Raw genomic sequence first — 25,866 nt, forward strand, 5'->3', positions numbered from 1 at the left:
GCCGCCGGTGACCGAGACGGCGTCGATGGTCTCGGTGCGCAGCTCGGCGGCGAGCTGCGTCAGGTCGCTCTCGGGCAGCTGGCGCAGGTCCGCGGGAACGCGGACGCGGTCGAGGAGGGGAAGGTTGAGCGGTGACACCGGAGCCATCCTCACGTCCGGAAGGAGAGACCCCGCCGCCGGATGCCGGGGCGGGAAGAATGGGAGCGATCAGGCGACATCGAGCGGCGCGGTCCCGGCGGCGCGTCCGTCCGCCCCGAGCGTGATGCGCTGGATGCGCGCCTCGGCGCGCTGCAGCAGCGTCTCGCAGTGGCGCTTGAGGGCCTCGCCGCGCTCGTAGATCGCGACGGATTCGTCGAGCGGCACGTTGCCCTGTTCCAGGCGCTGAACGATGCCCTCGAGTTCCTCGAGGGCCTTCTCGAACGGCAGATCCGCGGTTCCGGTCGGGCCGGCGGGTGCGGAGACGGCCGCGCGGCTGGCTTCGGACCGGGCTGCGGACATGCGCTACTATGCTCCCATGATGAGCGTTGGGTTATGGCGAGTGAGGTCGCACGAAACAACCCTCCGGCGGCGCCGCAGGGCGCCGGGAGCACCACTCGGTGCCCGTTTGCGCGCCAGGGCTGCCTTTCGGCCACAGTGGAATCAGTCAATGGTGACGCTGAACGGCTCACCCTCGAAGGCGTCCGCACCGCGGCCGATCGCCGCGATCGCCGCCGCCATCCGGCCGTCGCGCCCGAGGAGGGCATCCGCCACCGCGACGAGGCGCCGGTTCGGCGTCGCCGACGGCGAGGCCTCGCGTAGCTCACGGGCGATCTCGGCCTCGTCCCGGTCCGGCCGCAGGGCGCAGGTCGCGATGAAGGCGGCGGCGGTCGAACGGCTGATGCCGGCATAGCAGTGGATCACCAGGGGCTGCTCCCGGCCCCATGCGCGCACGAAGTCGATGAGACGCCGGACATGCACCTCGTCGGGCAGGACGTGGCCGTCGAGGGCATCGGTGATGTCGCTGATGCCGACGAACAGGTGGTCGGTTTCGGCGACGCTCGGCGGCCGGGTCACCGGCGTGCCGACGTTGATCAGCGTCACCACGTGGCGCGCGCCCGTCTCCGCGACGGTCTCGGGCAGGCGGGACAGGGCGCAGACGTGCAGGGTCGGCATGGTGGCGGAGGATCCTTCTCGATGAGGCCGTTCTATGAGGCCGCGGCCGGGTGCATCGCCTCGGCGAGGGCGTGGAAGCGGGCGAGGAAGGCACCCTGCGCCTCGGCGGTCGGCCAGGGGTCCAGGAGGGCATCGAGGGCGATGTCGAGGCGGTCGGGCTTGCCGAAGACCCGCCCGGCCTCGGCTTGCGAGAACCCTGCCAGCCGGGTCGCCTCCAGGTAGGCGCTGAGGCGGTCGGCGCGCTTGATCAGCCGCTGCATCGCCGCGCTCGGCTCCGGGGTCAGGCCGAAGCGCAGGCGGATCGCCGCCAGCAAGCGGTTCTCCACCGCCTTGTAGGAATGGCCGATCGCCGCCTTGAACGGCGAGATGATGTCGCCGATCACGTATTCGGGCGCATCGTGCAGCAGCAATTCGAGACGACCGGCCGCATGGGTCGCCGGCTCGAAGGCGCCGCCGATCGCCTCGACCAGCAGCGCGTGCTGGGCGACCGAGAAGACGTGCGGGCCGGCCGTCTGGCCGTTCCAGCGCGCCACCCGGGCAAGGCCGTGGGCGATGTCGACGATCTCGACGTCGAGCGGTGACGGGTCGAGGAGGTCGAGGCGGCGCCCCGACAGCATGCGCTGCCAGGCGCGAGGCTGGCTGCTCATCGCGGCACCCCGAGGCCGCCCGGGCCCGGCAGGGCGGCGCACGGGCCGTGGCGGCAGCAGCCGACGAGGTGGTCGTTGATCATGCCGACCGCCTGCATGAAGGCGTAGACGATGGTCGGGCCGCAGAAGCCGAAGCCTTCCGCCTTGAGCGCCTTCGACATCGCCCGCGAGACCGCGCTCTCGGTCGGAATCTCGGCCCGGGTCGCCGGGCCCGGCTGGAGCGGGCGCCCGTCGACGAAGTCCCACAGGAAGGCGGCGAAGCCGGGCCCGCGTTCCTGGATCGCCAGGTAGGCGCGCGCGCTGCGGATCGTCGCCTCGATCTTGGCGCGGTTGCGGATGATGCCGGTGTCCCGCATCAGCGCCTCGACCTCGGCGGGCCCGAACCGTGCGATCGCCTCCGGCTCGAACTCCGCGAAGGCGCGGCGAAAGCCGTCGCGACGGCGCAGGATGGTGATCCAGGACAGGCCGGCCTGGAAGCCGTCGAGGATCAGCTTCTCGTAGAGCGCGCGGTCGTCCTGCTCCGGTACGCCCCACTCGGTGTCGTGGTAGGCGACGTAGAGCGGGTCGGTGCCCGGCCACCAGCAGCGCTGGCGGCCGTCGTCATGCAGGATCAATCCGGTCGACATCCGGTGTCGTGTAGCGGTGCAGGGGCGGAACGCAACCTACTCCACGAACTCGGCCGCCGCGAAGCCCTGCAGGTAGAGCAACCCGGTCAGGTCGCCGTGATCGATCCGGGCATGGGCCACGGCGGCGACCGCGGGCTTGGCGCGGAACGCCACGCCGAGACCCGCCTCCTCCAGCATCGCGAGGTCGTTGGCGCCGTCGCCGACCGCCAGGGTCTCGGCCGGGTCGAGGCCGAAGCGGGTGCGCAGCTCGACCAGCGCGGCACGCTTGGCGTCGCGCCCCACGATCGGCTCCGCCACGGCGCCGGCGAGCGTGTCGTCCTCGGTTTCGAGCACGTTCGAGCGGTGCTCGTCGAAGCCGATGAGTGCGGCCACCGGCCCGGTGAACAGGGTGAAGCCGCCGGAGACCAGGGCCGTGTAGGCGCCGTGGGCCTTCAGGGTCCGCACCAAGGTGCGCCCGCCCGGCGTCAGGGTGATGCGCTCGGCGATCACCTCGCCGATGGCCTTCAGGGGCAGCCCCTTGAGCAGGGCGACGCGCTCGCGCAGGGCCGGCTCGAAGGCGATCTCGCCGCGCATCGCCCGCTCGGTGATCGCCGCGACGTGCTCCTTCAGCCCGACCTGATCGGCAAGCTCGTCGATGCATTCCTGGCCGATCATGGTCGAATCCATGTCGGCGAGGAACAGGCGCTTGCGCCGATGCGGGCCCATGACCTGGACCGCGACGTCGATCGGCTCGCCCTGGAACGCATGCCGCAGGCGCTCGGCGAGGCCCTGGGCGGCGGCGGGTGCGCCCTCCGCCAGGATCTCGGCCGCGACCTCGCCGTGCAGGATGCGGGGCTGATGGTCGGTCGCCAGCAGCGCCCTCGCCTCGGCCAGCACCGCGTCGGTGATGGCGGGGCGCTCCGGGTTTGCTATCAGGGTGGCGACCAGGGTCATCGGGGCTCTCGGGCTCGGCTCAGGCGGCGCGTCCCGCCCACGCGTGGAGGGGGGCAGGCATGGACGGGCGGGTTCGGGCGATCCTCATCGCAGGGCCGACCGCCTCGGGCAAGTCGGCGCTGGCGCTGGCGTTGGCCCGCCGGCATCGCGGCGTCGTGATCAACGCCGATTCGATGCAGGTCTACCGCGACCTGCATCGCCTGACGGCGCGGCCGAGCGCGGAGGAGGAGGGGCTGGCGCCCCATCGCCTGTACGGCACGGTCGACGGGGCGGTGAACTTTTCCGTCGGTCATTACCTCGCGGAGTCCGGCGCCCTGTTGCGCGAGGCCTGGGCGGCGGACCGCCTCCCGATCGTGGTGGGGGGCACCGGCCTCTACTTCATGGGCCTGACCGAGGGGCTGTCGGAGATTCCGCCGGTGCCGGAGACGGTGCGGGCCGAGGTGCGGGCCGGGGCCGAGGGACGCGAGACCCCGGCCCTGCACGCCGCCCTCGCCGGCCGCGACCCTGACAGTGCCGCCCGCCTCGACCCCCACGACCGCCTGCGGGTGCTGCGGGCCCTCGAAGTCCTGGCCGCGACGGGGCGTCCGATCGCCGATTTCCACGCCGCACGCCGTCCGGGCCCGCTCACCGGTCTGCCCTGCCGCAAGCTGTTCCTCACCCCCGACCGCGAGGTCTTGCGGGCCCGGATCGACGCCCGTTTCCTCGCCATGATGGCGGCCGGAGCCCTCGACGAGGTGCGGGCGCTGGCCGCCCGCGGTCTCGATCCGATGCTGCCGGTGATGCGTGCCCATGGCGTGCCGGGGCTGATCGCGCATCTGCGGGGCGAGGTCTCGTACGACGAGGCCGTCGCCCGGGGCCAAGCGGATACGCGGCGTTACGCCAAGCGGCAGGTGACGTGGTTCCGGCACCAGGCGGGGGCGGACTGGACGTGGGTGGCGCCGGAGGCCGCGATGGCGGGGGTGGAGGCGGGATTGTGGGCGGGGACGGACTGACGGCACGGTCCTCTCGCCGAACCCGGGCCGGATTTCGAACGAGAGCATTCCCTCGTCAGGGACGGCCTCGTGACGGTGTCGCGGAAAGCCGGCGGACGTGACCGCCTTTCACCCGGTATCGCAGTCGGTTGGCGAGGTTTCTTGAGAGCCGCTGTCAGGCAGCGTCAACGAGGCGCGGGATCGTCGACCAGGATGAGCCGACGGCGACAAGCTCTTGAGAGACAAGCCTGGTCATCCTTCACACCCGCCCTCGCCGCCCCTCCACCAGCCACATCGCCAGCACCGCCGCCGCCAGCGCCGCCAGGGCCGCGAGGCCGAGGCCGAGCGGATACACCGACACACCCCGGACCACGGCGCTGTCGCTCGGGCGGAACCCGATCCAGTCCGAACCGGAGAGCCGGCCGGAGCGGGCGATCTGGAGCCGCGGAATGGCGAGCCCGCCGCTGGCCTCGGCGAGGCGGCGCACCGAACCGCCGCTGGTTTCGGCGATGCCGCGCAGGCGCTCGGTGTCGCTGAACACGTCGACCAGCTCGCGCGGGTTGGCCGGGCCGACGCTCACGAAGGCCACGAGCGGGCCGGCTCGCAGGGTGTGCAGCCCGAGCTCGTCGGCCTCGAAGGTGGCGGTGAACAGGCCGGGCTTGTCGGGGTTCAGCGTCAGGGTGCGGGCCTTGCCGCTCGGCGCCGTCACGGTGACCGGGTCGGCGGTGTCGCCCATGGTCTGGCGCTCGACCCGGACCTCGCGGCCGTGGCCGGTGGCGCTGGCCCGCAGCGCCTCCTCCTCCAGGGCCGGCTCCTTCATCAGCCAATGGCCGAGGCGACGCAGCAGGTCGAGATGCGGCCCGCCTTCCTGGTAGCCCCGGGCCCAGAGCCAGGCATGGTCGGAGAGCAGCAGCGCCACCCGGCCCTTCTCCTCGCGGGACAAAGCCAGCAGCGGCTGCGACTCGGCGCCGGCCATGATCGGGGTCACACCGGGCCGGACCTCGGCGCCGATCAGGCGCAGCCAGTCGCCCCAGGCCGGGGGCGAGGCCTCGGAGCCCGGCAGGTCGCGGGTGACGGGGTGGCGCTGGCCGCTGTTGGTCAACGCCGCCTTGTAGGGCCGCTCGATCACCCGTCCGTTCGGCTCGCCCGGCAGGATCGCGGCGAGCCGCGTGCGGGCGAGGCTGGCAGCGGAGGCGAATTCCGGCCCTGCGGCGATCAGCAGCGCCCCGCCCTCGCGCACGTAGCGGACGATGTTGTCGAAGTAGCTCGACGGCAGCACGCTCTGGTTGGCGTAGCGGTCGAAGATGATGAGGTCGAAATCCTTGATCTTCTGCTGGAACAGCTCGCGGGTCGGAAAGGCGATCAGCGACAGTTCGGAGATCGGGGTGCCGTCCTGCTTCTCCGGCGGGCGCAGGATGGTGAAGTGGACGAGATCGACGTTGGCGTCGGACTTGAGCAGGTTGCGCCAGGTGCGCTCGCCAGCATGGGGCTCGCCCGAGACGAGCAGCACCCTGAGCTTCTCGCGGATGCCCTCGATCGGCAGCACGGCACGGTTGTTGGCGGTGGTCAGCTCACCCGGCAGCGCCTCGGCCTCGATCTCGACGACGTTGGGCCCGCCATGCTCGACCCGCAGGGTCAGGTTGAAGGGCTGGCCGGTGCGCACGGATTGGCGCGTCACCTCCTCGCCGTCGCGGCGCACCGTGACCACCGCCGAGCCGGTGCCGCCGCGCTCCATCACCTCGGCCCGGATGGTCTGGTCGCGCCCGACGATGCCGAAGCGCGGCGCCTCGATCAGGCGGATCTGCCGGTCGCGCTCGTCGGGCCGGCCGGTGACCAGCACGTGGAGCGGCGCCTTGAAACTCGCCGAGGCGAGGTTCGCCGGAACGTCGTGGACGACGCCGTCGGTCAGCATCACGACGCCGGCCAGACGATCGGGCGGCACGTCGGCGAGCGCGCTGGACAGGGCCGTGAACAGCCGTGTGCCCTCGTCGCCACCCGTCTCCGGCACCTCGACGAAGCGCGGCTCGATCTCGGTGAGCGTGCCGAGGCGCCGCTGCAGCTCGGCCCGAACCCGGTCGGTCATCGCCGGCCGGTCGCCGAGGCTCTGCGAGCCCGAACGGTCGACCACCACCGCAACCACGTCCTTCACCGGCTCGCGCTCCTCCTGGACCAGCGAGGGATTGGCGAGCGCCAGCAGCACCAGGGCGAGGACGAGGACGCGGAGCAGGGCCACCGGCCCGCGGGCGAGGACCGCGACGGCGGCGAGAACCGCGGTGAGCCCGCCCAGGGCCCAGAGGATCGGCACGGGGACGAGCGGGGCGAGGCTGAGACTCAGCATGACAGATACCGTTGTGTGATCCGATGCCTCACTGCCCCAACCGCTCCAGCAGCGCCGGCACGTGGACCTGATCGGCCTTGTAGTTGCCGGTGAGCGCGTACATCACGAGGTTGACGCCGCCGCGGAAGGCCATCTCGCGCTGGCGCGGGTCGCCGCCGACAAGGGGATAGAGCGCCTCGCCGCGCCGGCCGATCGCCCAGGCGGAGGCGAGGTCGTTGCCCGTGATCACGATCGGCGAGACGCCGTCGCCGGCTCGGGCCGGACGACGCTCGCCGCCCTCGCCGACGGGCGGCAGCGCCTCGACCCAGGTCTGGCCGGTGGCGTAGCGACCGGGAAAACTGTCGACGAGGTAGAACGCCTTGGTGAGCACGTGGTCACGGGGCACCGGCTCGAGTTCCGGGACCTCCAGCGTCGCGAGCATGCGCTGGAGATAGAGCGCTTCGGGCGTCGGCGAGCCGCCCGGGCGCGCAGTCATCGCGTCGCGGGTGTCGAAGATCACCGTGCCGCCGTTCTTCATGAAGGCGTCGATGCGCCGGATCGTGTCCGCGCTCGGCAGCGGCCGGCTCGGCACGATCGGCCAGTAGATCAGCGGGTAGAAGGCGAGCTCGTCCCGGGCGGGGTCGATGCCGGCGGGCTCGCCGGGTTCGAGGGCGGTGCGGCTCGCCAGCATCTGGGTCAGGCCGGCGAGGCCGGCCCGGCTGGTCTCGTCGACGGCGGCGTCACCCGTGACCACGTAGGCGATGCGGGTGACGAGGGCCGACTCGATGCCGTTCGGCCGGTTGGCGGCGGGCTCGGCGGCGCGTGCGGCGTCGGGCGCGGCTCCCAGCAGCAGGACACCGAGGATCAGGGCCGCGGTCGCCGGCCGGCGGCGCAGGTGCGCCGTCATCCGCCCGAGGAAGCCGCCGAGCCACAGGCTCGCCAGGGTGTCGAGCCCCAGGAGCAGCAGGGCGGCGAGGAAGAACGGCCCGCGCAGGTCGCGGGTGCGGGCTTCTTCCAGGCCGCCGAAGCGGGCGCCGGTGAGACTCGAGAGGTCGAGGGGCTTCAACCGATCCTCCGCGGTGAGCGCGTTGACGGCCAGCCCGCCATCGGCCGGGCCGTAAAACCCCGGCGGGTGCTCGGCCGTCGCCCGTTCGGTCCAGGTCGCCGGGACCGCCCGGGCGGTGGCGGGGGGCGTCTTGAGGGCGCCGAAGCCGTCGAGGGTCAGGCGCGGGGCCAGCACCGGCGGCGGGGTGCCGGGGTTGGTGCCGGCGGTCGGCGGGGTGGTGCCGGCGAGCGCCACGACCCGGCGCAGCATGGTGACGAACAGCCCCGAGAGCGGCAGGTTCGACCAGGTGGTGTCGGCGGTGACGTGGACCAGGACCACCATGCCCTCCCCGCGCTTCGCGGCGGTGACGATCGGGGTGCCGTCCTGCAGGGCGGCCCAGGTGCGCCGGGCCAGGTCGCCGTCCGGCTCGGCCAGGATCTGGCGCCGCACGCCGATATCGGCCGGCTGCGTCAGGCCCGCGAAGGGGCTCTCGGGCGCGAATGGCGCCAGGGTGCGCGGGCTGTCCCAGGACAGGGTGCCGCCGAGCGTCCGCCCGCCGCGGCGCAGGCGCACCGGGACGAGGTCGTCGCTGCCGGCGGCAAGCCGCGGCCCGGCGAAGCGGAGCAGCAGGCCGCCCTTGTCGACGAAGGCCGAGACCCGCTCCAGGGTCGCGGGATCGAGGGCGCCGACATCGGCGAGCACCAGCACCGAGACCTGGGAATCGAGCATCTGCCCGATCGATTCGGCGACGCCGCGCCCGGGCCGGGGCTCCTGCACGTCGGCGAAGGGGGTCAGGGCGCGGGAGAGATAATAGGTCGGCGAGAGCAGGGGCTGGGCCTGGTCGGCGGTGCCGCCGAAGACGAGGCCGACCCGGCGGCGGCGGCCGCGCTCGTCGGCGAGCACCACCGCGCCGGCCGAATGCTCGCCCGCGATCTCGAACCGCGCGATGGCGTTGCGCAGCTCGACCGGCAGGTCGAAGCGGATCTCGGCCGCGTCGGCAGTGCCGCTGAACGCGAAATTCGTCTCGGCGAGCGGCAGGCCCTTGGCGTCGAGGGCGCGCACCGTGCCGGCATCGCGCCCATTGGGCGCCGCCCGCACCACGCGGACGCCGAGCTGGCCGCCCGAGGAGTCGGGGCCGGCGAGCGCCAGGGCCGGCGGGCGCTCGGCCTTGAGCACGGTGATCGCGGCATTCGTGCGGGCGGCCGCCTGGGCAAGGGCTTTCGGGAAGGCGTCGCCCTCCGGCCCCGCCACGCCGTCATGCACCCAGACCACCGCGCTGCCCGGGTTGCGATCGAGGAAGGCGGTGAGCGCCGGCGCTTGCGCGGCACGATCCGCGAGGTGCGGCAGCGGCTCGATGGCGCGCAGGCGCTCCAGGGCGGGGCCCGGACTGGTCGCCTCCAGCGCCGACGGAGCCGAGGCGGTGGCGAGCAGGGCCACCGGCCGCCCGGCGCGGGCCGCCGCCTCGACCTCGGCGGTCGCGACGCGGACCCGGTCGCGCCAGTCCTGCGCCGCGGTGAAGCCGTTGTCGAGCACGAGGACAAGGGGCGTGCGCCCGTCGCCCGCGCCTTGCGGGCTCGGGTTCCAGACCGGTCCCGACACCGCCAGGATCAGGCAGGCGGCGGCCAGCAGGCGCAGCGCCAGCAGCCAGGGTGGCGTGCGGGCCGGTGTCTCGCGCTCCGGCAGCAGGTCGGCGAGGATCCGCAGCGGCGGGAAATCGATGCGGCGCGGCCGCGGCGGCGTCACCCGCAGCAGGTACCAGAGTGCCGGCAGGGCGAAGAGCGCCGCCAGGGCGGCGGGGGCGGCGAAGCTGAGGGGCAATCCGAACATGAGGAATCCTCAGCCCGCGCTGCGGGCGGCGGCGACCAGGGTGACGAGGCGGAACGCCGCCTCGCTCGCCGGCCGGTCGGTGCGGTGCAGCGTCAGCGTCCAGCCCTGGGCCCGGACGATCTCGGCCAACGCGTCGCGGTGTTGGCGGATCCGCCGCCGATAGGCCTCGCCCCAGGCCGCGGCATCGCCGACCCGGAGGGACAGGCCGGCCTCCAGGTCGTGCAACTCGGCCTGGCCGGAGAACGGGAACGTCTCCTCGACCGGATCGACCACCATCACCAGATGGCCGCGGCTGCCGCCGGCCGCGATGGCCGAGACCGCCGAACGCACCTGCTCGGGGGGAGAGAGGAAGTCACCGACCAGCACCACCTCGTCGAAGCGGCCGACGGGGGCGCGGGGCGGCAGGTCCTCGTCGAGGCCGGAGGTGTCGGCGGCCAGCGTCTCGGCCATCCGCTCGACGATGGTGCGGGTGGCGAGCGGGCGCGACAGGCCGAGCAGCCCGACCCGCTCGCCGGCCTCCACGAAGGTGTCGCCGAGCGCCAGCGCCAGGACGAGGGCGCGCTCGATCTTCGGCGCCTGGGCGAGGTCCGAGCCGAAGCCCATTGAGGCCGAGCGGTCGACCCAGAGCCAGACGGTGTGGGCCGCCTCCCATTCGCGCTCGCGGACGTAGAGCCGGTCGTCCCTCCCTGAGCGGCGCCAGTCGATCCGGCTCGCCGCCTCGCCGGCGACGAAGGGCCGGAACTGCCAGAAGCTCTCGCCCGGCCCTGCCCGGCGGCGGCCGTGCAGGCCATGCGCCAGGGTGGCGGCGACCCGGCGGGCCTCGAGGATCAGCCGCGGCATCCGCTCGGCGAGCGTGAGGGCGGTCTCGGTCTCCCGCCGGCCGGGCGCGCGGGCGGCGGCGTCGAGGACGCGCGTCGGGGCCACCGGGTCAGAGCCGCCCGACGAGGCGGCCGATCAGGCCGGGAATCGTCTCGCCGTCGGCCCGCGCCGCGAAGGTGAGCGCCATGCGGTGCTTCAGCACCGGCTCGGCCAGCGCCGCGACGTCGTCGACGGAAGGAGCGACCCGGCCCTCGATCAGCGCCCGGGCGCGCACCGCCAGCATCAGGGCCTGGCTGGCGCGGGGGCCCGGGCCCCAGAGCAGCTTGTCGGCGACAGCTGCGTCGCCGCCGACCGGGCGGGCCGAGCGCACGAGGTCGAGGATCGCGTCGACCACCGCCTCGCCGACCGGCAGGCGCCGGACCAGGCGCTGGGCCGAGAGCAGGGCGTCGGTGTCCATCACCGCCGTTGGCCGGTGCTCCTCGGCACCGGTGGTCTCGAGCAGGATGCGGCGCTCGGCGGCGCGGTCGGGATAGCCGACATCGATCTCGAGCAGGAACCGGTCGAGCTGGGCCTCGGGCAGCGGATAGGTGCCCTCCTGCTCGATCGGGTTCTGGGTCGCCAGCACGTGGAAGGGCCGCGGCAGGTCGTGGCGGGCGCCGGCCACCGAGACGAAGCGCTCCTGCATCGCCTGGAGCAGGGCCGACTGGGTGCGCGGGCTCGCCCGGTTGATCTCGTCGGCCATCAGCAGCTGAGTGAAGATCGGCCCGCGCACGAAGCGGAACGAGCGGTGCCGGTCCTGGTCCTCGTCGAGGATCTCGCTGCCGAGGATGTCGGAGGGCATCAGGTCGGGGGTGAACTGCACCCGGCGGGCGTCGAGCCCGAGCACGGTGCCGAGGGTCTCGACCAGCTTGGTCTTGGCGAGGCCCGGCAGGCCGACGAGCAGGCCGTGGCCGCCGGCCAGGATCGTCACCAGCGCCAGGTCGACCACCTGCTCCTGCCCGAAGATGACCCCGTGGATCGCCTCGCGGGCGCGCCCGACGCTGGCGAGGCAGGCCTCCGCGGCGGCGACGATGCCGTCATCCATCGGGGTCGCGGCCGGCGCGCTGGCTTCCATCATGCGGTGTCCTCGTCATCGTCCGGCGTGCCTTGAGGCAGCGTCCGGGATCCGCGAGTGTGGATCCCTTCCGCACCGCAAGGCAAGGTCGGCGCGACGACGCAGGGCGGTGCGGCACGCGGGTGCGAGCCCATGCTCCGGCCTCTCACGCAGGCTTGATCGGCCGCGCCCCTCATGGCTCCCGGCAGGCGAAGCTCTCCGCCTTGTCCGCCTCGCCGCCATCGTACCGCGCCTCCTTCGGGTAGGGGCAGAGCGGCCGGGTGCGGCCCGGGAACGCGGTGCCGCGGGCGGGCATCGTGTCGGGCGCCTTGCCGCCCTCGACCCAGGATTCGATCGCGGCGAGCGGGTCGAAATCGTCGAGGGCGGGGCCGCCGCCGCAATGGGTCATGCCCGGAACGAGGAACAGCCGCGCCCGCTCCGACAAGGCCGCCGCGCCGCCGTTGTCGCGGGCGAGGGCTTGCCAGTGCGCGACGAGATCGCGGGCGGAGAAGACCGGATCGGCGACGCCCTGATAGACGAGGAGCCGCCCGCCACGGGCGGTGAAGGTCGACACGAACGTCCCGGTCGGGTCGTTGATCGCGGCGGTCTCGGCGGTGCGCGCGACGTCGCGGTCGAAGTCGAAGCGCAGGGCGTCGAAGCCCGGGTCGGGCGGGGTCAGGAAATAGTTCGCGATCGCCGCCGGCCCGAGCGTCGCGTTGCGGGCGTTCGGCACCGCGGTCTTCGAGGTGCCGAGCTTCCAGGCCCGCCAGCCCGGCGCCGCGAGGCCGGGATCCCACGGCCACGCGGCGTAGACCGGTTTTCCTTGCGAATCCTGCGCGCCCCGGAAGGCCCGGCGCAGGGCCTCGACCTGGCGCTCGCCGAGGCAGGACGCGGTCTTGTCGCCCGGGCAGGCAAGGCTCGCCGGGTCGAAGCGGCAGGACGCGACCGCATCGACCATGCCGTCGGCCAGCCCGTCGGCGGCGTCGCAGGCCTTGAGCACCGCGCCGGCGACGAGAGCCAGGTCGGCCTCGCTGAAGGACTCCGCCAGGATCGGCCTTCCCTCGGCATCCTTCGGAGCGGCGGCGAGGAAGGCCTGGGTGTCCCAGACCTGGCCGAGGCCGGCGCGGGTGAGCCGGAAGGCCGGGGCGCCGGCGACGATGCCGTCGAAGGCGGTGGGAAAGCGCGTCGCCGCCATCAGGGCGGAGCGGCCGCCATTGGAGCAGCCCATGAAGTAGGCATGCGCAGGCGCACGGCCGTAACGAGCCGCGATCAGGCCCTTCGCCTCCCGCGCCACGGTGCCGATAGCGCCATAGGCGAAGTCGATCCGCGCCTGCTGGTCGAGCCCGAAGGACGCATCGGCATTGTCGCGGCCGCGATGGCCGGAATCGGTCGAGGCGACGGCGTAGCCGCGCAGCAGGGCCGGCGGCGCCGTCGCGCCCGAGACCGGGATCGCGCCGATCGCCTCGTTGACCACCCCGTCGAGGCCGCCGCCGCCCTGGAACAGGAAGCGGCCGTTCCACGCCTCCGGCAGGCGGAGCTGGAAGCCGATGCCGTAGGAAACGCCCCCTGCCCCGACCCGCGGGTCGATCGTGCCCTCGACGAGGCAATGGGCCGGCAGGGCCGCCCTCGCCCGGGCGGCCCCGGTGAGGGCGGCGCGGCCCGGATTGTCGGCCGGCAGGGTGCCGGCGGGGATCGCCTCGGCCCGGGTGATGCGCAGGTCCGATCGCGCCAGCCGCGCGAGGTCGCCGCAGGCGAGCGGATCGGCGAGAGCCGGCAGGGAGAGGCCGGTGAGGCCGAGGACGACCGGCAGGACGTGTCCCGCCCTCCCTCTGCCGTTCCGCCGAGTCGCGCCGCTGGTCATCATCGCTCCTCACCCAGGGTTTCGCCGCCACTCGGCCCGGGCCGTCGCTGTCCGTCAAGCGATGGCGCCGGAATCGTGGTTCGAAACGCTGCGGCAGCCCATCCCCGCCCCTGTCGCCACGTGTCGCGCAGGCGCATGATCGGCGGACGAACAAGATCGAGGGAGGATCCGCCATGCCCGACCGGGACGCCCTGAAACCCGACCGACGTGCCCTGCTGCTGGCCGGCGCCGGCCTCGCCCTCACCGGCCCCGCCTTCGCGGCGGAGACCTCCGCGCCCCTCACCGACCTGCCGCTGGCGATGCCGAAGACGGAGTTCGTCTACGAGGCGGTGGTCGAGATCGCCCCGATGGTGCCGCTGGGCGAATCGCCCCTCGGCGAGCGCCGCATCGTGCCGATCACCGGCGGGGTCTTCCAGGGGCCGCGGATCCGCGGCACGGTCCTGCCCGGCGGCGCCGACCGGCAGCTCGTGCGCAAGGACGGCGTCCGCCGCCTCGATGCCCTCTACGAGATGAAGACCGAGGACGGCGCGATCCTGACGGTGCGCAATCAGGTTCTGGTCGATCCGGGCCGTGACGGCGCGCCCGATTACCGCTTCTCGACCATCGACGTGACGGCGCCCGAGGGGCCGCATGCCTGGCTCAACCGGCTCGTCCTGGTCGGCACCCTCGCGAGCCTGCGGCCGGCGCGGGAGGCGGTGCTGGTGCGGGCCTTCCGCTTGGCGTGACACATGGTAGACTAACGGGGAGCAGCCGGGAGCGCCTGCCATGCGCGCCGCCGAGACCCACGACCCACCGATGAGCCTCGATGGCTTCCTGGCCTTCCTGGAGGAGCGGCCGAAGGGGGAACGCTGGGAACTGGACGACGGGGTGCCGCTGAAGAACCCGCAGCCGACGCGGCGGCACGACTGGATCCAGGTCAACATCCTCGAGGCCCTGCGGCAGCACCGGCGCCGTCATGGCAGCCCCTGGCGTCCGTCCGGCCCGAGCCAGGTGCCGGTGCCGGACGCCGCCCGAACCGTTGCGCCCGACGTCATCGTGGCGATCGACGACGGTCGCCACGATCTCTGCATCACGCCTGCACCGCTCGTCGTGTTCGAGGTTCTGTCGCCGAGCGAGAGGCCGAAACGCCGCGCGTCCAAGCTCGCCGCCTATGCCGCCGTTTCATCGATCGGGAGCGTTGTGCTCGTGAGGCAGGATCGCCAATCCGTGACAGTATATCGCCGCAATCCGGACGGCGGCCTCGCACCGATCGTCTGCACCGCATTCGTCGAATTACCGGAAATCGGTGTCACGCTGGCGTTCGAGACGATCTACGACGACATGCCGCTCGCCTGAGCTCGGGGCTTACCCCAATTCCTCCACCAGGAACTCCCGCACCGCGCCCGCCTCGATCCCCGGCGCGATGAAGCTCCGGCCGATCCCCCGCGCCAGGATGAAGGTGAGCGCCCCGTCGCGAACCTTCTTGTCCTGGCGCATGGCGTCGAGGAGCTGGTCGGCGTCGCCGCAGCCACCCGGAACCTGGGCGAGGCGCGTCGGCAGGCCGGCGAGCGCCAGGTGGTTGGCGACGCGGCCGGCATCCTGGCCCGGGCACAGGCCGAGGCGCGCGGAGAAGCGGAAGGCGAGGCACAGGCCGATCGCCACCGCCTCGCCGTGGACGAGGCGGGCGGAGTCGTAGGCCGTCAGGCGCTCGAGGGCGTGCGCGAAGGTGTGGCCGAGGTTGAGCAGCGCCCGCTCGCCGTCCTCGCGCTCGTCGCGCACCACCACGCCGGCCTTCGCGCGACAGCAGGACGCCACCGCCGCCTCCCGCGCCGGGCCGCCGGAGAAGATCTCGGCGATGTTCGCCTCGCACCAGGCGAAGAAGGCGGGATCGTCGATCAGCCCGTACTTCGCCACCTCGGCGTAGCCGGCGCGCATCTCGCGCAACGACAGCGTATCGAGGGAGGCGGTGTCGGCCAGGACCAGGCTCGGCTGGTGGAAGGCGCCGACGAGGTTCTTGCCGTAGGGCGAGTTGATCCCGGTCTTGCCGCCGACCGAGGAATCGACCTGGGCCAGAAGCGTGGTCGGCGCCTGGACGAAGCGCACGCCCCGGCGCAGGGAGGCGGCGGCGAAGCCCGCCAAGTCCCCGACGACGCCGCCGCCGAGGGCCAGGACGAGGTCGCCGCGCTCGATCCGATGGGCGATCAGCCCGTCGCAGACCTGGGCGAAGCCGGCGTAGCTCTTCGAGCCCTCGCCCGGCGCCACCGCGATCAGGGTGGTGCGCAAGCCCGCCTCGGCCAGCGAGGCGGTGACGGCCGCGCCGTATTGCGCCGCCACGGTCTCGTCGCTGACCACGCCGACCGCCCGGGCCTTGAGCGCCGCGACACGGGGGCCGATCTCGGCGAGGAGCCCCCGCCCGACCAGGATGTCGTAGGCCCGGCCGCCATCGAGGGGCACGTGAACGGTCTGGCTCTGCACGGTTGTCACATCCGGTCGTCGGGAGCGGTCGAGGCGAAGGCGGCTATTGCGCGGCGAGGGCCGGGCCGGCGGGCTCGTGCTGGCCACCGGCATCCGGGCCGCCGGACTCCGAACCGCCGCCCCGCGCCTCGCCTGGCAGGGCTCCCGCCGGCTCGCCGACCATGTAGGCGTCGAGGGCCTCCAGCACGTCCTGCACGACCCGGTCGTGCGAGACGTCGCGCGACAGCACCATCACGTCGGCCCCGCCATAGACGGGATAGCGGATGTCCATCAGGCGGCGCATCGTGCCTTCCGGATCCTCGTTCTGGAGCAGCGGCCGGCCGGGGCGCTTGCGCACCCGGCGCATCAGCACGTCGAGATCGGCCTTGAGCCAGACCGAGACGCCGGCCTCGGCGATGCGGGCCTGGGTCTCGGGCCGCATGAAGGCGCCGCCGCCGGTGGCGAGCACCATCGGGCCCTCGCGCAGGAGGCGGGTGATCACCCGCTCCTCGCCATCGCGAAAGCTCGGCTCGCCGTAGATGGCGAAGATGTCCGGGATGGTCAGGCCGGCGGCCGCCTCGATCTCGTGGTCGGCATCCTTGAAGATCAGGCCGAGGCGCCCCGCCAGGCGCTTGCCGACGGTGCTCTTGCCCGCGCCCATGAGGCCGACCAGCACGATCGAGCGCAGGCCGAGGCCCCGGCGCACGCGCGACTCGATCGACTGTTCATGAGGGGGACGCTGGTTCATGCGGCGTTCTTTAGCCTGTTTTTCGCGCAGGGCGAAACGGCGGAAACCGGAAAATCCCGCCTGTCCCGGCTCACCGCGGAGGCGCCCGCGCAACAGCCGCCGGCATTCCGCCGGCCGCCGCCCGGGCGGCCTTGCCTCGGGACGCCGCGCATGGTCGAACCGACGGCCAAGGTGGCCGACGCCAGGGCGTCCGCGCCGCTCATTGTCACGCGTAGTCCCGGGGCCCGTCCGACGTGCCGACCCTCTTCCGCTTCCTGGCCGTGGTGGCGATCCTGGCCGGGCTCGCCTTCGCGGCGATGTTCGCGCTCGCCACCTTCGTCGAGCCGACGCCGCGCGAGATCTCCGTCACCATCCCCGCCACGAAGCTACAGCCGAAATGAGCGTCCGGATATGAGCGGTTCGGCCCCCCAGGGCCTGATGCACGCCTATCTCGACATGCTGGCGGCCGAGAGGGGCGCCGCCGCCAACACCCTGGCGGCCTACCGGCGCGACCTCGACGACTATCTCGCCTATCTCCAGGGCAAGCGCCTCGCGCCGGGAGACGTCGAGGCCTCAGGGATCCGCGCCTACCTCGCCGAGCTGGAGGCGCGGGGGCTCAAGAGCACCTCGGCGGCGCGGCGGCTCTCCTGCGTGCGCGGCTTCCACCGCTTCCTCTACGCGGAAGGGCTGGCGGAGAGCGACCCGACCGCCCCGGTCTCCGGGCCGAAGCGCGGCCGCGGCCTGCCCAAGGTGCTCTCGGTCGCCGAGGTCGACCGGTTGCTCTCGGTCGCCAAGGAGGCTGCCGCGACGGCGCCGAATCCGGTCGAGGCGGCGCGGGCCGGGCGGATGCACTGCCTGATCGAGCTCCTCTACGCCACGGGCCTGCGCGTGTCGGAGCTGGTCGCCCTGCCCCGCGCCGCCGGCTCCACGAAGGAGCGCTTCCTGGTGGTGCGCGGCAAGGGCGGGCGCGAGCGCCTGGTGCCGCTGACCGAGGTCGCCCGCCAGGCGATGGCAACCCATCTCGCGACCCTGGCCGCGCCCGGTCCGTGGCTGTTTCCCGCCGACAGCGAGACGGGCCACCTGACCCGGCAGGCCTTCGCCCGCGACCTGAAGGCCGTGGCGGCGGCAGCCGGCATCCGCACCGACCGGATCAGCCCGCACGTCCTGCGCCACGCCTTCGCCAGCCACATGCTGCAGAACGGCGCCGACCTCCGGGTGATCCAGGAGCTGCTCGGCCATGCCGACATCTCGACGACGCAGATCTACACCCATGTCCTCGACGAGCGGCTGAAGCAGATGGTGCGCGACCTCCATCCGCTGGCGAGCGCCTGACGCCGCGACGGGTGACGCGCGGACCGGCGCGACCTATCTCGCCCCCGTGAGCGGCGGCAAGCCGCGGGGGGAAGCAGCACGTGCCGGTCACGACCCTGTCCATCGTCGCGCAGGCCCTTGCGGCTGTCCTCATCGTCGCGACGCTGCTGCCGTTCTGGCGCAGCCGCGCCGGGGTGGTGCGCACCTTCGACTTCCCGCGATTCCAGATCGCGAGCGCGATACCGCCGGTCCTGATCCTGCTGGTGGTGGCCGGACACGATCCGGTCTCCCTCGCCCTCGGGGCCGGGCTGCTCGCCGCGCTCGGGCTGCAGTTGCGGCATATCCTGCCCTTCACCCGCCTGGCCCGGCCGACAGCCGCCGCGGCGCCGGTGGATGCGGATCCGGCAACCTGCGTCTCGATCCTGATCGTCAACGTGCTGCAATCGAACCGGGCCTATGATCGCCTGCTGCGGCTGGTGCGGCGACACGATCCCGACCTGATCCTGGCCCTCGAGACCGATGCGGGCTGGCGCGACGCGCTCCACCCGCTGCGGGCGCGCTATCCCCACGGCGTCGACCAGGCGCAGGACAACACCTACGGTCTCATTTTCTATTCGCGCCTGCCGCTCGACGACGTGACGGTGCGCTTCCTGATCGAGCGCGACGTGCCGTCGGTACGCGCCGGCGTCACGCTCCCGTCGGGAGAGCGCTTCACCTTCCACGGCGTGCATCCGCGCCCGCCCCATCCGGGCCACAGCAGCGCGACGCGGGACGGCGAATTGGTGCTGGTCGCCCGGGAGGTGGCGCGGGAGGGAGGGCCGACGGTGGTGGCCGGCGACCTCAACGACGTCGCCTGGTCGCGCACCACCCGCCTGTTCCAGGCCATCGGCGGCCTCCTCGACCCGCGGGTCGGGCGCGGGGCCTATCCGACCTTCCATGCGGGCTGGCCGATCCTGCGCTGGCCCCTCGACCACGTGTTCTTCTCCGAGCACTTCCTGGTCGCCCGGCTGGAGCGGCTGGACAACGTCGGCTCCGACCACTTCCCGATCCTGATCCGGCTCTGCCGCCACCACGCCGCCGAGGCGGTGCAGGAACCGCCGGCGGCCGATGCCGAGGAAAGGCGGGAGGGGGACGAGGCGGTGGCCGAGGCGCGGGAGGCCGCCCAACCCTGACACGGCGCGGCCGGTAAAAGTCAAACAGTATGACTATTCAGCGAGGCGCTGGCGTGGTGTAACGGGACGACCGGCGCCGCGGAGCGCCTCGTCCGGGACACGAATGCGCGCGCCCTTCACCATGTGTCACGCCCCGGGAGCGGACGGCCTCGTGGTGATCCCGTCCGGGCGGGCGCGGTCGAACCACGCCGAGGTGGCGCGCAGCCTCGGCACGGCGATCATCGGCGGCCGTTACGCGGCGGGCGCCAAGCTGCCGGGGGACGGCGACCTCCTGGCGATGTTCGCGGTCTCGCGGCCGGTCCTGCGCGAGAGCGTCAAGACGCTGGTGGCGAAGGGGCTGCTCACCACCAAGGCCCGGGTCGGCACGGTGGTGCGCGAGCGCGCGGCCTGGAACATGTTCGATGCCGACGTCCTCGCCTGGCATCTGGAGGCCGGGATCGACCGCCGCTTCCTGCGCGACCTCGCCGAGATCCGCCTCGCCGTCGAGCCGGCGGCGGCAGCGCTGGCAGCCGAGCGCCGGACCGCCGAGGACCTCGCCGCCCTCGAAGCGGGATTGGCCAGGATGCGCGCCGCACCGTCCGATTCGGACGGCTTCGCCGAGGGCGACCTCGCGCTTCACGTCGCCGTCGCGGTCGCCTCCGGCAACCCGTTCATGCGCTCGATCGGCGGGGTCATCGAGGTGGCTTTGCGGGCCTCGTTCCAGCTCAGCGCCCCGGTCGAGGCCGCGGAGCGCGAGATCGCGCTCGCCGCCCACGCCGCCATCGTGGCGGCCATCGCGGCCGGCGACCCGGACGCCGCGGCGCAGGCCGTCCGCCACGTGATCCATAACGGCCTGCGCCGCCACGGAACTGCTGCCTGACCTGAGGAGACAAGCCATGACGACAGCGCCCCGCCCCTATCGCGGCGTCTTCCCCGTCGCCCCGACGATCTTCCACGACGACGGCACCCTCGACCTCGACGGCCAGCGCCGGGCGATCGACTTCATGATCGAGGCCGGCTCGAACGGCCTGTGCATCCTCGCCAACTTCTCCGAGCAGTTCGTGCTCACCGATGCCGAGCGCGACGAGGTGATGACGGCCGTGCTGACGCACGTCGCCGGCCGTGTGCCGGTGATCGTCACCACCACGCATTTCGCCACCCATATCTGCGCCGAGCGCTCGCGGCGGGCGCAGGACCTGGGTGCCGCCATGGTGATGATCATGCCGCCCTATCACGGAGCGACGATCCGGGTGACGGAAGCCGGCATCGAGCGCTTCTTCCGGACGGTCTCGGACGCGATCTCGATCCCGATCATGATCCAGGACGCCCCGGTATCCGGCACGACGCTCTCGGCGGCCTTCCTGGCGCGGCTCGCCCGCGAGGTCGCGAACGTGTCGTACTTCAAGATCGAGACGGCGCAGGCGGCGGCCAAGCTGCGGACGCTGCTGGAACTCGGCGGCGACGCGATCGAGGGACCGTGGGACGGCGAGGAGGCGATCACGCTGCTCGCCGACCTCGATGCCGGCGCCACCGGCGCCATGACCGGCGGCGGCTACCCGGACGGCATCCGCCAGATCCTCGACCCCTACCTCACCGGGCGCCGGGACGAGGCGGTGCAGGCCTATGGCCGCTGGCTGCCGCTGATCAACTACGAGAACCGCCAGACCGGGCTTGCCGCGGCCAAGATCCTGATGAAGGAGGGCGGCATCATCCGGTCGGATGCGCTGCGTGCGCCCCTCGAGCCGGTCCATCCGGCGACCCGGGCCGGGCTGATCGAGATCGCCGGGAGCCTCGACGCGGCGGTGTTGCGCTGGGGGCGGTGATCGGCAGGCGCGAGGAGCGGGCTTCAGCTCGCCCTCTCCGTCGCCCGCACCGGCCTGGCGTCGAGACCGGAGGCCGCTCTCGGCACCCTCCGGTCTCGGACGGGACGGTTCCAGCCCGGAGATGAGCCGGACCCGCCTCGCGATCAGGCGGCGATCAGCCCGCCCATCCGGGCGACGCGGCCGAGATGGTGGTCGGCGTCGCCGAACAGCTGGTCGATCATCGTGACCCGCTTAAAGTAGTGGCCGACGCTGTACTCCATCGTCACCCCGACGCCGCCATGGAGCTGCACCGCACCCTGGCCGACGATGCGGCCGGAGCGGCCGATCTGCACCTTGGCGCCGGCGATGGCGCGGGCGCGCTCTTCCGCATCGTCCTCGCCCGCCATCATGGTAGCGAGGAAGGCCATCGAGCGGGCCTGCTCCAGGGCGATGAACATGTCGGCGGCCCGGTGCTGGAGCACCTGGAACGAGCCGATCGTCACCCCGAACTGCTTGCGGGTCTTCAGGTACTCGACCGTCAGGGTGTGCATCCGGTCCATCGCGCCGACGGCCTCGGCGCAGAGCGCGGCGATCGCCTCGTCGGTCACCCGCTCGATCACCGGCAGGCCGCCCGCGGGATCGCCGATCACCGCGTCGGCCCCGACGCGCACTGAGGACAGCGACACCTCGGCCGCCCGCATCCCGTCCTGGGTCGGGTAGCCGCGGCGGGACACGCCCTCCGCATTGGCCTCGACCAGGAACAGGCCGATGCCGTCACGGTCGCGCCGGGAGCCTGCGGTGCGGGCCGAGACGATCAGCCGGTCGGCGCTGTCGCCGTGCAGGACCAGGGACTTCTCGCCCTCCAGCACCCACGCATCGCCGTCGCGGCGCGCGGTGACCCCGACGTCGTTGAGATCGTAGCGGGCCTGGCGCTCGGCATGCGCGAGGGCGTAGCGGGTCTCGCCGGCGATCAGGCCGGGGAGCCATTCGGCGCGCTGCTCGGGGCTCGCCGCGTGGCGCAGCACGCCGCCGGCGAGCACGACCGTGGCGAGGTAGGGTTCGAGCGCCAGCGCGCCGCCGAACGCCTCCATGACGATCATCGTCTCGACCGGCCCGCCGCCGATGCCGCCATCCTCTTCCGAGAACGGCACCGCGAGCAGGCCCTGCTCGGCGTAAGCCGACCACATCGCCGTCGCGAAGCCCTCGGGTTCCTTGCCGTAGCGCTTGCGGGATTCGAAGTCGTAGCGGTCGGCGAGGAGGCGCTCGACGCTGTCCTTGAGAAGGCGCTGCTCCTCGCTCAGATCGAAATCCATCGATGTATGTTCCTGGTCGATCGGGGGCCGGCCGCACGGCCGAACGGTCTGGCTCCCCTGTCCCGGGCCCATGCAGCGTCAGCGGAATGCGATCCGGGATCCAGCACAAGACTCGCGACGCGTCCGATCGTCGGCGACGGTGCAACGAGCAGAGCCGCGTCGCGGCACATCTTACGGCTGGTTCCCGGATCTCGTTCCACTTCGTTTCAGTCGTCCGGGACAGGGGGAGCGAGCGAGAAATCCGAGGGCTACAGCCCCAGGATCGCCTTCGCGATGATGTTCTTCTGGATCTCGTTCGAGCCGCCGTAGATCGAGATCTTTCGCCAGTTGAAGTAGGTCGGTGCGGCGGGACCGGCCCAGTCGGGACCGACCGGCGGCTCGTTGCTCAAGGCCTCGTCGCCCTCGTCCTCCGGGACGTATGGAAGCGCGTAGGGCCCGACGACCTCCAGCAGCAATTCGGTCGTCGCCTGCTGGATCTCCGAGCCCTTGATCTTGAGGATCGAGGAGGCCGGATCGGGCTTGCCCTTCTCGCGGGTGCGCTCGGCCGCGACGACGCGCAGCTGCGTCATCTCGAGCGCCTTCAGCTCGATCTCGAGCGCCGCCAGCTTCTCGCGGAAGCGCGGGTTCTCCAGGATCGGCGTGTCGCCGACCCGCTCGAGCGCCGCCAGCTCCTTCAGGCGCCGGATGCGCTGCTTGGAGACGCCGACCCGGGCGATGTTGGTGCGTTCGTTGCCGAGCAGGAACTTGGCGTAGTCCCAGCCCTTGTTCTCCTGGCCGACCAGGTTCTCGACCGGCACCTTCACGTCGTCGAAGAAGACCTCGTTGACCTCGTGTCCGCCGTCGATGGTCTGGATCGGCCGCACGGTGATGCCGGGCGTCTTCATGTCGATGAGGAGGAAGCTGATGCCCTCCTGCTTCTTCACGGTGGCGTCGGTCCGCACCAGGCAGAAGATCCAGTCGGCGTACTGGCCGAGCGTGGTCCAGGTCTTCTGACCGTTGACGATGTAGTGGTCGCCCTCGCGCACGGCCTTGGTCTTGAGCGAGGCGAGGTCGGAGCCGGAGCCCGGCTCGGAGAAGCCCTGGCACCACCAATCGTCGAGATTGGCGATGCGCGGCAGGAAGTGCTTCTTCTGGTCGTCGTTGCCGAACTGGGCGATCACCGGACCGACCATATAGACGCCGAATTGCAGCGGCGACGGCGCCGGGAAGCTCTGGAGCTCGTCCAGGAAGATGTACTGGCGCACCGGATCCCAGCCGGTGCCGCCCCATTCGACGGGCCAGTTCGGCACCGCCCAGCCCTTCGTGTTGAGGATCTTCTGCCAGGTGACGATGTCGTCCTTCGACGGATGGCGCCCGTCGATCATCTTCTGGCGGATCTCTTGCGGCAGGTTGTCCTGGAAGAAGCTGCGGACTTCCTGGCGGAAGGCGCGCTCCTCGGGGGTGAAGCGAAGGTCCATGGATGCCTCCTCGGGAGGTGATTTGCTCGTGTCAGTCTGGCTCGACGCTTGAACCCTCCCCCCTCTGCGGGGGAGGGTGGCCCCTGCGTCAGCAGGGGCCGGGAGAGGGACAGCGCGACGGTGAAGGATGTGGCGCCCTTCAGAACGGTTCCGCCTTGTCCGGCAGCGGCGTCCCCTCTCCCGCCCGGCTCCGCCGGGCACCCTCCCCCGCAGAGGGGGGAGGGTTCGCAAGCGCGCTACAGGTCCTTGAAGCCTTTGCCTTCCGCGGCCAGCCGCTCCAGCAGCGCCGACGGCTTGAACGCGTCGCCGTACTCGGCCTGGTAGGCGCGCAGGCGCTCCAGAACCTTGGGCAGGCCGATCGTGTCGGCCCAGAACATCGGGCCGCCGCGATAGACCGGCCAGCCGTAGCCGTTGATCCACACGATATCGATGTCGGAGGCCCGGATCGCCTTGCCCTCTTCCAGGATCTTCGCGCCCTCGTTGACCATCGGGTAGAGGCAGCGCTCCAGGATCTCCTGGTCGGTCGCATCCTTCCGTGCCACGCCCTGGCGCTCGGCGACCGTCGCGATGATCTCCTCGGTGACCTTGGACGGGGTCGCCTTGCGCTTGGCGTCGTAGTCGTAGAAGCCGGCGCTGGTCTTCTGGCCGCGTCGGTCCTGCTCGCAGAGCAGGTCGCGCACGCTCTCGGACTTGTTGGTCTCCCGGCTCCAGCCGATGTCGAGGCCGGCGAGGTCGCTCATCGTGAACGGTCCCATCGGCAGGCCGAACTCGTAGATCACCCGGTCGACGTCCCAGGGGGTGACGCCCTCGAGGATCAGGCGGTTGGCCTCGCGCTGGCGCTCCGCCAGCATCCGGTTGCCGACGAAGCCGTGGCAGACGCCCACCAGCACCGGGATCTTGCCGACCTTGCGGCCGATCTGCATCGCCGTGGCGATGACGTCCTTCGCCGTCTTCTCGCCGCGCACGACTTCCAGCAGGCGCATGACGTTGGCCGGCGAGAAGAAGTGCATGCCGATCACGTCGGCCGGGCGATGGGTCATCGCCGCGATGGCGTCGATATCGAGATAGGAGGTGTTGGACGCCAGGATCGCGCCGGGCTTGGCGATGGTGTCGAGCTTGGAGAAGATCTCCTTCTTGATCCCCATATCCTCGAACACGGCCTCGATGATGAGGTCGCACTCGGCGAGCCGTTCCAGCTCCAGGGTATCGCTGAGGAGGCCCATACGGGTCTCGACGTCCTCAGCCTTCAGGCGGCCCTTCTTGGCGGTGTTCTCGTAGTTGGTGCGGATGGTCTTGAGGCCGCGGTCGAGCGCCTCGCGCTTCGTCTCGACGATCGTCACCGGGATACCGGCATTCAAGAAGTTCATCGAGATGCCGCCGCCCATCGTGCCGGCACCGATCACGCCGACGCGGGCGATCGGGCGGGCGGGCGTGTCGTCCGGCACGTCCGGGATCTTGGCGGCCTGGCGCTCGGCGAAGAACACGTAGCGCTGTGCCGCCGACTGGGTGCCAGTGACGAGTTTCTGGAATTCCGCCCGCTCGAAGGCCATCCCCTCGTCGAAGGGCAGCCGGCAGGCCGCCTCGATGCAGGCGATGCAGGCCTCCGGCGCCTCGAAGCCGCGGGTCTTGCGGGAATTCTCATCGCGAAAAGCCGCGAACAGGCCGGGATCGTCGCGGCCTTCCGCGATCTTGTCGTCGCGGTCGCGGATCTTGGTGAGCGGCCGCCCCTCCGCCACCACCCGCTCGGCGAAGGCGACCGCGTGGGCGCGCAAGCCATCCTCCGGCGCCAGTTCGTCGATCAGCCCCATCCCGGCCGCCGCCTTGGCGCCGATCGGCGAACCGCCGACGATCACCTCGAGCGCCTTGCGCGGCCCGACCACCCGCGGCAGGCGCTGGGTGCCGCCGGCGCCGGGCAGGATGCCGAGCTTGACCTCGGGCAGGCCGACCTTGGCGGACGGCACCGCCACCCGGTAATGGCAGGCGAGCGCGGTCTCGAGCCCGCCGCCGAGCGCGTTGCCGTGAATCGCCGCGACGACCGGCTTGCCCACCGCCTCGATGCGGTTGAGCAGCTCCGGCAGGCCGATGCCGCTCTGCGGCTTGCCGAACTCGGTGATGTCGGCCCCGGCCGAGAACATCCGGCCGCCGCCGATCAGCACGATCGCCTTCACGGCGGGATCGGCCTCCGCGGCCTCGATCGCCGCCAGGATGCCCTGGCGCAGGCCCGAGCCCAGCGCGTTCACCGGGCCGGATTGCAGCGTCAGCACCGCGACCGCGCCCTCGCGGGCGGTCGCGACGACGTTGTCGTTGGTGGGCTTACCTTGGGCGTTCGCGTCTTGCGCCATGGTCGGCTTCGTCCCTCTGCCGGCGTCCTCCGGGCGCCT

24 protein-coding genes are annotated in these 25,866 nt (G+C 72.3%); 8 read left to right on the plus strand and 16 right to left on the minus strand.

What is annotated here, in order from left to right; genetic code table 11:
* The 6 genes from FF100_RS28720 to serB form a co-directional block, all read right to left on the minus strand.
* On the minus strand, positions 1 to 138 hold a 138-nt coding region (locus FF100_RS28720), incomplete at its 3' end, for a 1-deoxy-D-xylulose-5-phosphate synthase N-terminal domain-containing protein (protein ID WP_139039212.1).
* Between the two features lie 69 nt (positions 139 to 207).
* Positions 208 to 498: an exodeoxyribonuclease VII small subunit gene (locus FF100_RS28725; protein ID WP_139039213.1), complete on the minus strand. Its 291-nt coding sequence runs from the start codon at positions 496 to 498 to the stop codon at positions 208 to 210.
* Between the two features lie 141 nt (positions 499 to 639).
* Positions 640 to 1,152 (minus strand): tyrosine phosphatase family protein, encoded by a 513-nt coding sequence (locus tag FF100_RS28730; RefSeq protein WP_139039214.1) that lies wholly within the window; start codon positions 1,150 to 1,152, stop codon positions 640 to 642.
* Between the two features lie 32 nt (positions 1,153 to 1,184).
* Positions 1,185 to 1,799, minus strand: coding sequence for a YfbR-like 5'-deoxynucleotidase (locus tag FF100_RS28735; RefSeq protein WP_139039215.1), 615 nt, complete (start codon positions 1,797 to 1,799; stop codon positions 1,185 to 1,187).
* Complete coding sequence (locus FF100_RS28740; protein WP_139039216.1) at positions 1,796 to 2,425, minus strand: DNA-3-methyladenine glycosylase I; 630 nt, start codon at positions 2,423 to 2,425, stop codon at positions 1,796 to 1,798. The genes FF100_RS28735 and FF100_RS28740 overlap by 4 nt, the downstream gene beginning before the upstream one ends.
* Before the next feature lie 36 nt (positions 2,426 to 2,461).
* A complete protein-coding gene (gene serB / locus FF100_RS28745; RefSeq protein ID WP_139039217.1) occupies positions 2,462 to 3,358 on the minus strand; it encodes a phosphoserine phosphatase SerB in 897 nt (298 codons plus the stop codon).
* Between the two features lie 59 nt (positions 3,359 to 3,417).
* Here serB and miaA point away from each other — a divergent pair, with 59 nt between their 5' ends.
* Positions 3,418 to 4,350, plus strand: coding sequence for a tRNA (adenosine(37)-N6)-dimethylallyltransferase MiaA (miaA, locus tag FF100_RS28750; protein WP_139039218.1), 933 nt, complete (start codon positions 3,418 to 3,420; stop codon positions 4,348 to 4,350).
* A 238-nt stretch (positions 4,351 to 4,588) separates the two neighbouring features.
* Here miaA and FF100_RS28755 read toward each other — a convergent pair whose 3' ends face one another.
* The 5 genes from FF100_RS28755 to FF100_RS28775 all read right to left on the minus strand — a co-directional run bounded on the left by FF100_RS28755 (position 4,589) and on the right by FF100_RS28775 (position 13,291).
* Positions 4,589 to 6,667, minus strand: a complete 2,079-nt coding sequence (locus tag FF100_RS28755; RefSeq protein ID WP_139039219.1) for a hypothetical protein — start codon at positions 6,665 to 6,667, stop codon at positions 4,589 to 4,591.
* A gap of 28 nt (positions 6,668 to 6,695) precedes the next feature.
* The gene (locus FF100_RS28760; RefSeq protein WP_139039220.1) at positions 6,696 to 9,518 is read right to left on the minus strand and encodes a DUF4159 domain-containing protein; all 2,823 of its coding nucleotides are present in this window, start codon (positions 9,516 to 9,518) and stop codon (positions 6,696 to 6,698) included.
* A gap of 9 nt (positions 9,519 to 9,527) precedes the next feature.
* Entirely contained in the window at positions 9,528 to 10,442 is a 915-nt protein-coding gene (locus tag FF100_RS28765) for a DUF58 domain-containing protein (RefSeq protein WP_139039221.1), read from the minus strand.
* 4 nt (positions 10,443 to 10,446) lie between these two features.
* On the minus strand, positions 10,447 to 11,454 hold the full coding sequence (locus FF100_RS28770; protein WP_139039222.1) for an AAA family ATPase: 1,008 nt from the start codon (positions 11,452 to 11,454) through the stop codon (positions 10,447 to 10,449).
* A gap of 169 nt (positions 11,455 to 11,623) precedes the next feature.
* Positions 11,624 to 13,291, minus strand: a complete 1,668-nt coding sequence (locus tag FF100_RS28775; RefSeq protein ID WP_139039223.1) for a tannase/feruloyl esterase family alpha/beta hydrolase — start codon at positions 13,289 to 13,291, stop codon at positions 11,624 to 11,626.
* Positions 13,292 to 13,464: 173 nt separating this feature from the next.
* Between FF100_RS28775 and FF100_RS28780 the strand changes: the two genes are divergently transcribed.
* Entirely contained in the window at positions 13,465 to 14,016 is a 552-nt protein-coding gene (locus FF100_RS28780) for a DUF3237 domain-containing protein (protein ID WP_139039224.1), read from the plus strand.
* A gap of 40 nt (positions 14,017 to 14,056) precedes the next feature.
* Positions 14,057 to 14,626 (plus strand): Uma2 family endonuclease, encoded by a 570-nt coding sequence (locus FF100_RS28785; protein ID WP_139039225.1) that lies wholly within the window; start codon positions 14,057 to 14,059, stop codon positions 14,624 to 14,626.
* 9 nt (positions 14,627 to 14,635) lie between these two features.
* On the opposite strand, the gene aroB is transcribed toward FF100_RS28785, so the two are convergent.
* Positions 14,636 to 15,745, minus strand: a complete 1,110-nt coding sequence (aroB, locus tag FF100_RS28790; protein WP_246102490.1) for a 3-dehydroquinate synthase — start codon at positions 15,743 to 15,745, stop codon at positions 14,636 to 14,638.
* Positions 15,746 to 15,788: 43 nt separating this feature from the next.
* On the minus strand, positions 15,789 to 16,472 hold the full coding sequence (locus FF100_RS28795; RefSeq protein ID WP_139039227.1) for a shikimate kinase: 684 nt from the start codon (positions 16,470 to 16,472) through the stop codon (positions 15,789 to 15,791).
* A 233-nt stretch (positions 16,473 to 16,705) separates the two neighbouring features.
* On the opposite strand from FF100_RS28795, the gene FF100_RS28800 reads away from it, so the two are divergent.
* The 5 genes from FF100_RS28800 (at position 16,706) to FF100_RS28820 (ending at position 20,736) form a co-directional block, all read left to right on the plus strand.
* Positions 16,706 to 16,852 (plus strand): histidine kinase, encoded by a 147-nt coding sequence (locus tag FF100_RS28800; protein ID WP_139039228.1) that lies wholly within the window; start codon positions 16,706 to 16,708, stop codon positions 16,850 to 16,852.
* A 10-nt stretch (positions 16,853 to 16,862) separates the two neighbouring features.
* Positions 16,863 to 17,783 (plus strand): site-specific tyrosine recombinase XerD, encoded by a 921-nt coding sequence (locus FF100_RS28805; RefSeq protein ID WP_139039229.1) that lies wholly within the window; start codon positions 16,863 to 16,865, stop codon positions 17,781 to 17,783.
* Positions 17,784 to 17,863: 80 nt separating this feature from the next.
* Positions 17,864 to 18,934, plus strand: coding sequence for an endonuclease/exonuclease/phosphatase family protein (locus tag FF100_RS28810; protein WP_139039230.1), 1,071 nt, complete (start codon positions 17,864 to 17,866; stop codon positions 18,932 to 18,934).
* Between the two features lie 103 nt (positions 18,935 to 19,037).
* On the plus strand, positions 19,038 to 19,793 hold the full coding sequence (locus tag FF100_RS28815) for a FadR/GntR family transcriptional regulator (RefSeq protein ID WP_246102492.1): 756 nt from the start codon (positions 19,038 to 19,040) through the stop codon (positions 19,791 to 19,793).
* A gap of 16 nt (positions 19,794 to 19,809) precedes the next feature.
* On the plus strand, positions 19,810 to 20,736 hold the full coding sequence (locus tag FF100_RS28820) for a dihydrodipicolinate synthase family protein (RefSeq protein ID WP_139039231.1): 927 nt from the start codon (positions 19,810 to 19,812) through the stop codon (positions 20,734 to 20,736).
* A gap of 143 nt (positions 20,737 to 20,879) precedes the next feature.
* Here the strand turns inward: FF100_RS28820 and FF100_RS28825 are convergent, their stop codons facing one another.
* The 3 genes from FF100_RS28825 to FF100_RS28835 form a co-directional block, all read right to left on the minus strand.
* The gene (locus FF100_RS28825) at positions 20,880 to 22,028 is read right to left on the minus strand and encodes an acyl-CoA dehydrogenase family protein (protein WP_139039232.1); all 1,149 of its coding nucleotides are present in this window, start codon (positions 22,026 to 22,028) and stop codon (positions 20,880 to 20,882) included.
* Between the two features lie 248 nt (positions 22,029 to 22,276).
* On the minus strand, positions 22,277 to 23,485 hold the full coding sequence (gene pimC / locus FF100_RS28830; RefSeq protein WP_139039233.1) for a pimeloyl-CoA dehydrogenase large subunit: 1,209 nt from the start codon (positions 23,483 to 23,485) through the stop codon (positions 22,277 to 22,279).
* A 236-nt stretch (positions 23,486 to 23,721) separates the two neighbouring features.
* On the minus strand, positions 23,722 to 25,827 hold the full coding sequence (locus FF100_RS28835) for a 3-hydroxyacyl-CoA dehydrogenase NAD-binding domain-containing protein (RefSeq protein ID WP_139039234.1): 2,106 nt from the start codon (positions 25,825 to 25,827) through the stop codon (positions 23,722 to 23,724).
* Positions 25,828 to 25,866: the final 39 nt, after the last annotated feature.

The sequence above is a fragment of the Methylobacterium terricola genome (assembly GCF_006151805.1).
Taxonomy (GTDB): domain Bacteria; phylum Pseudomonadota; class Alphaproteobacteria; order Rhizobiales; family Beijerinckiaceae; genus Methylobacterium; species Methylobacterium terricola.

Coding starts and splice junctions, on each gene's coding strand:
- FF100_RS28760 (WP_139039220.1), bottom strand. CDS start 9,518: ATGTTCGGATTGCCCCTCAGCTTCGCCGCCCCCGCCGCCCTGGCGGCG.
- FF100_RS28775 (WP_139039223.1), bottom strand. CDS start 13,291: ATGACCAGCGGCGCGACTCGGCGGAACGGCAGAGGGAGGGCGGGACAC.
- FF100_RS28820 (WP_139039231.1), top strand. CDS start 19,810: ATGACGACAGCGCCCCGCCCCTATCGCGGCGTCTTCCCCGTCGCCCCG.
- FF100_RS28755 (WP_139039219.1), bottom strand. CDS start 6,667: ATGCTGAGTCTCAGCCTCGCCCCGCTCGTCCCCGTGCCGATCCTCTGG.
- miaA (WP_139039218.1), top strand. CDS start 3,418: ATGGACGGGCGGGTTCGGGCGATCCTCATCGCAGGGCCGACCGCCTCG.
- FF100_RS28805 (WP_139039229.1), top strand. CDS start 16,863: ATGAGCGGTTCGGCCCCCCAGGGCCTGATGCACGCCTATCTCGACATG.
- serB (WP_139039217.1), bottom strand. CDS start 3,358: ATGACCCTGGTCGCCACCCTGATAGCAAACCCGGAGCGCCCCGCCATC.
- pimC (WP_139039233.1), bottom strand. CDS start 23,485: ATGGACCTTCGCTTCACCCCCGAGGAGCGCGCCTTCCGCCAGGAAGTC.
- FF100_RS28795 (WP_139039227.1), bottom strand. CDS start 16,472: ATGAACCAGCGTCCCCCTCATGAACAGTCGATCGAGTCGCGCGTGCGC.
- FF100_RS28825 (WP_139039232.1), bottom strand. CDS start 22,028: ATGGATTTCGATCTGAGCGAGGAGCAGCGCCTTCTCAAGGACAGCGTC.
- FF100_RS28725 (WP_139039213.1), bottom strand. CDS start 498: ATGTCCGCAGCCCGGTCCGAAGCCAGCCGCGCGGCCGTCTCCGCACCC.
- FF100_RS28730 (WP_139039214.1), bottom strand. CDS start 1,152: ATGCCGACCCTGCACGTCTGCGCCCTGTCCCGCCTGCCCGAGACCGTC.
- FF100_RS28735 (WP_139039215.1), bottom strand. CDS start 1,799: ATGAGCAGCCAGCCTCGCGCCTGGCAGCGCATGCTGTCGGGGCGCCGC.
- FF100_RS28815 (WP_246102492.1), top strand. CDS start 19,038: ATGCGCGCGCCCTTCACCATGTGTCACGCCCCGGGAGCGGACGGCCTC.
- FF100_RS28770 (WP_139039222.1), bottom strand. CDS start 11,454: ATGATGGAAGCCAGCGCGCCGGCCGCGACCCCGATGGATGACGGCATC.
- FF100_RS28780 (WP_139039224.1), top strand. CDS start 13,465: ATGCCCGACCGGGACGCCCTGAAACCCGACCGACGTGCCCTGCTGCTG.
- FF100_RS28740 (WP_139039216.1), bottom strand. CDS start 2,425: ATGTCGACCGGATTGATCCTGCATGACGACGGCCGCCAGCGCTGCTGG.
- FF100_RS28785 (WP_139039225.1), top strand. CDS start 14,057: ATGCGCGCCGCCGAGACCCACGACCCACCGATGAGCCTCGATGGCTTC.
- FF100_RS28835 (WP_139039234.1), bottom strand. CDS start 25,827: ATGGCGCAAGACGCGAACGCCCAAGGTAAGCCCACCAACGACAACGTC.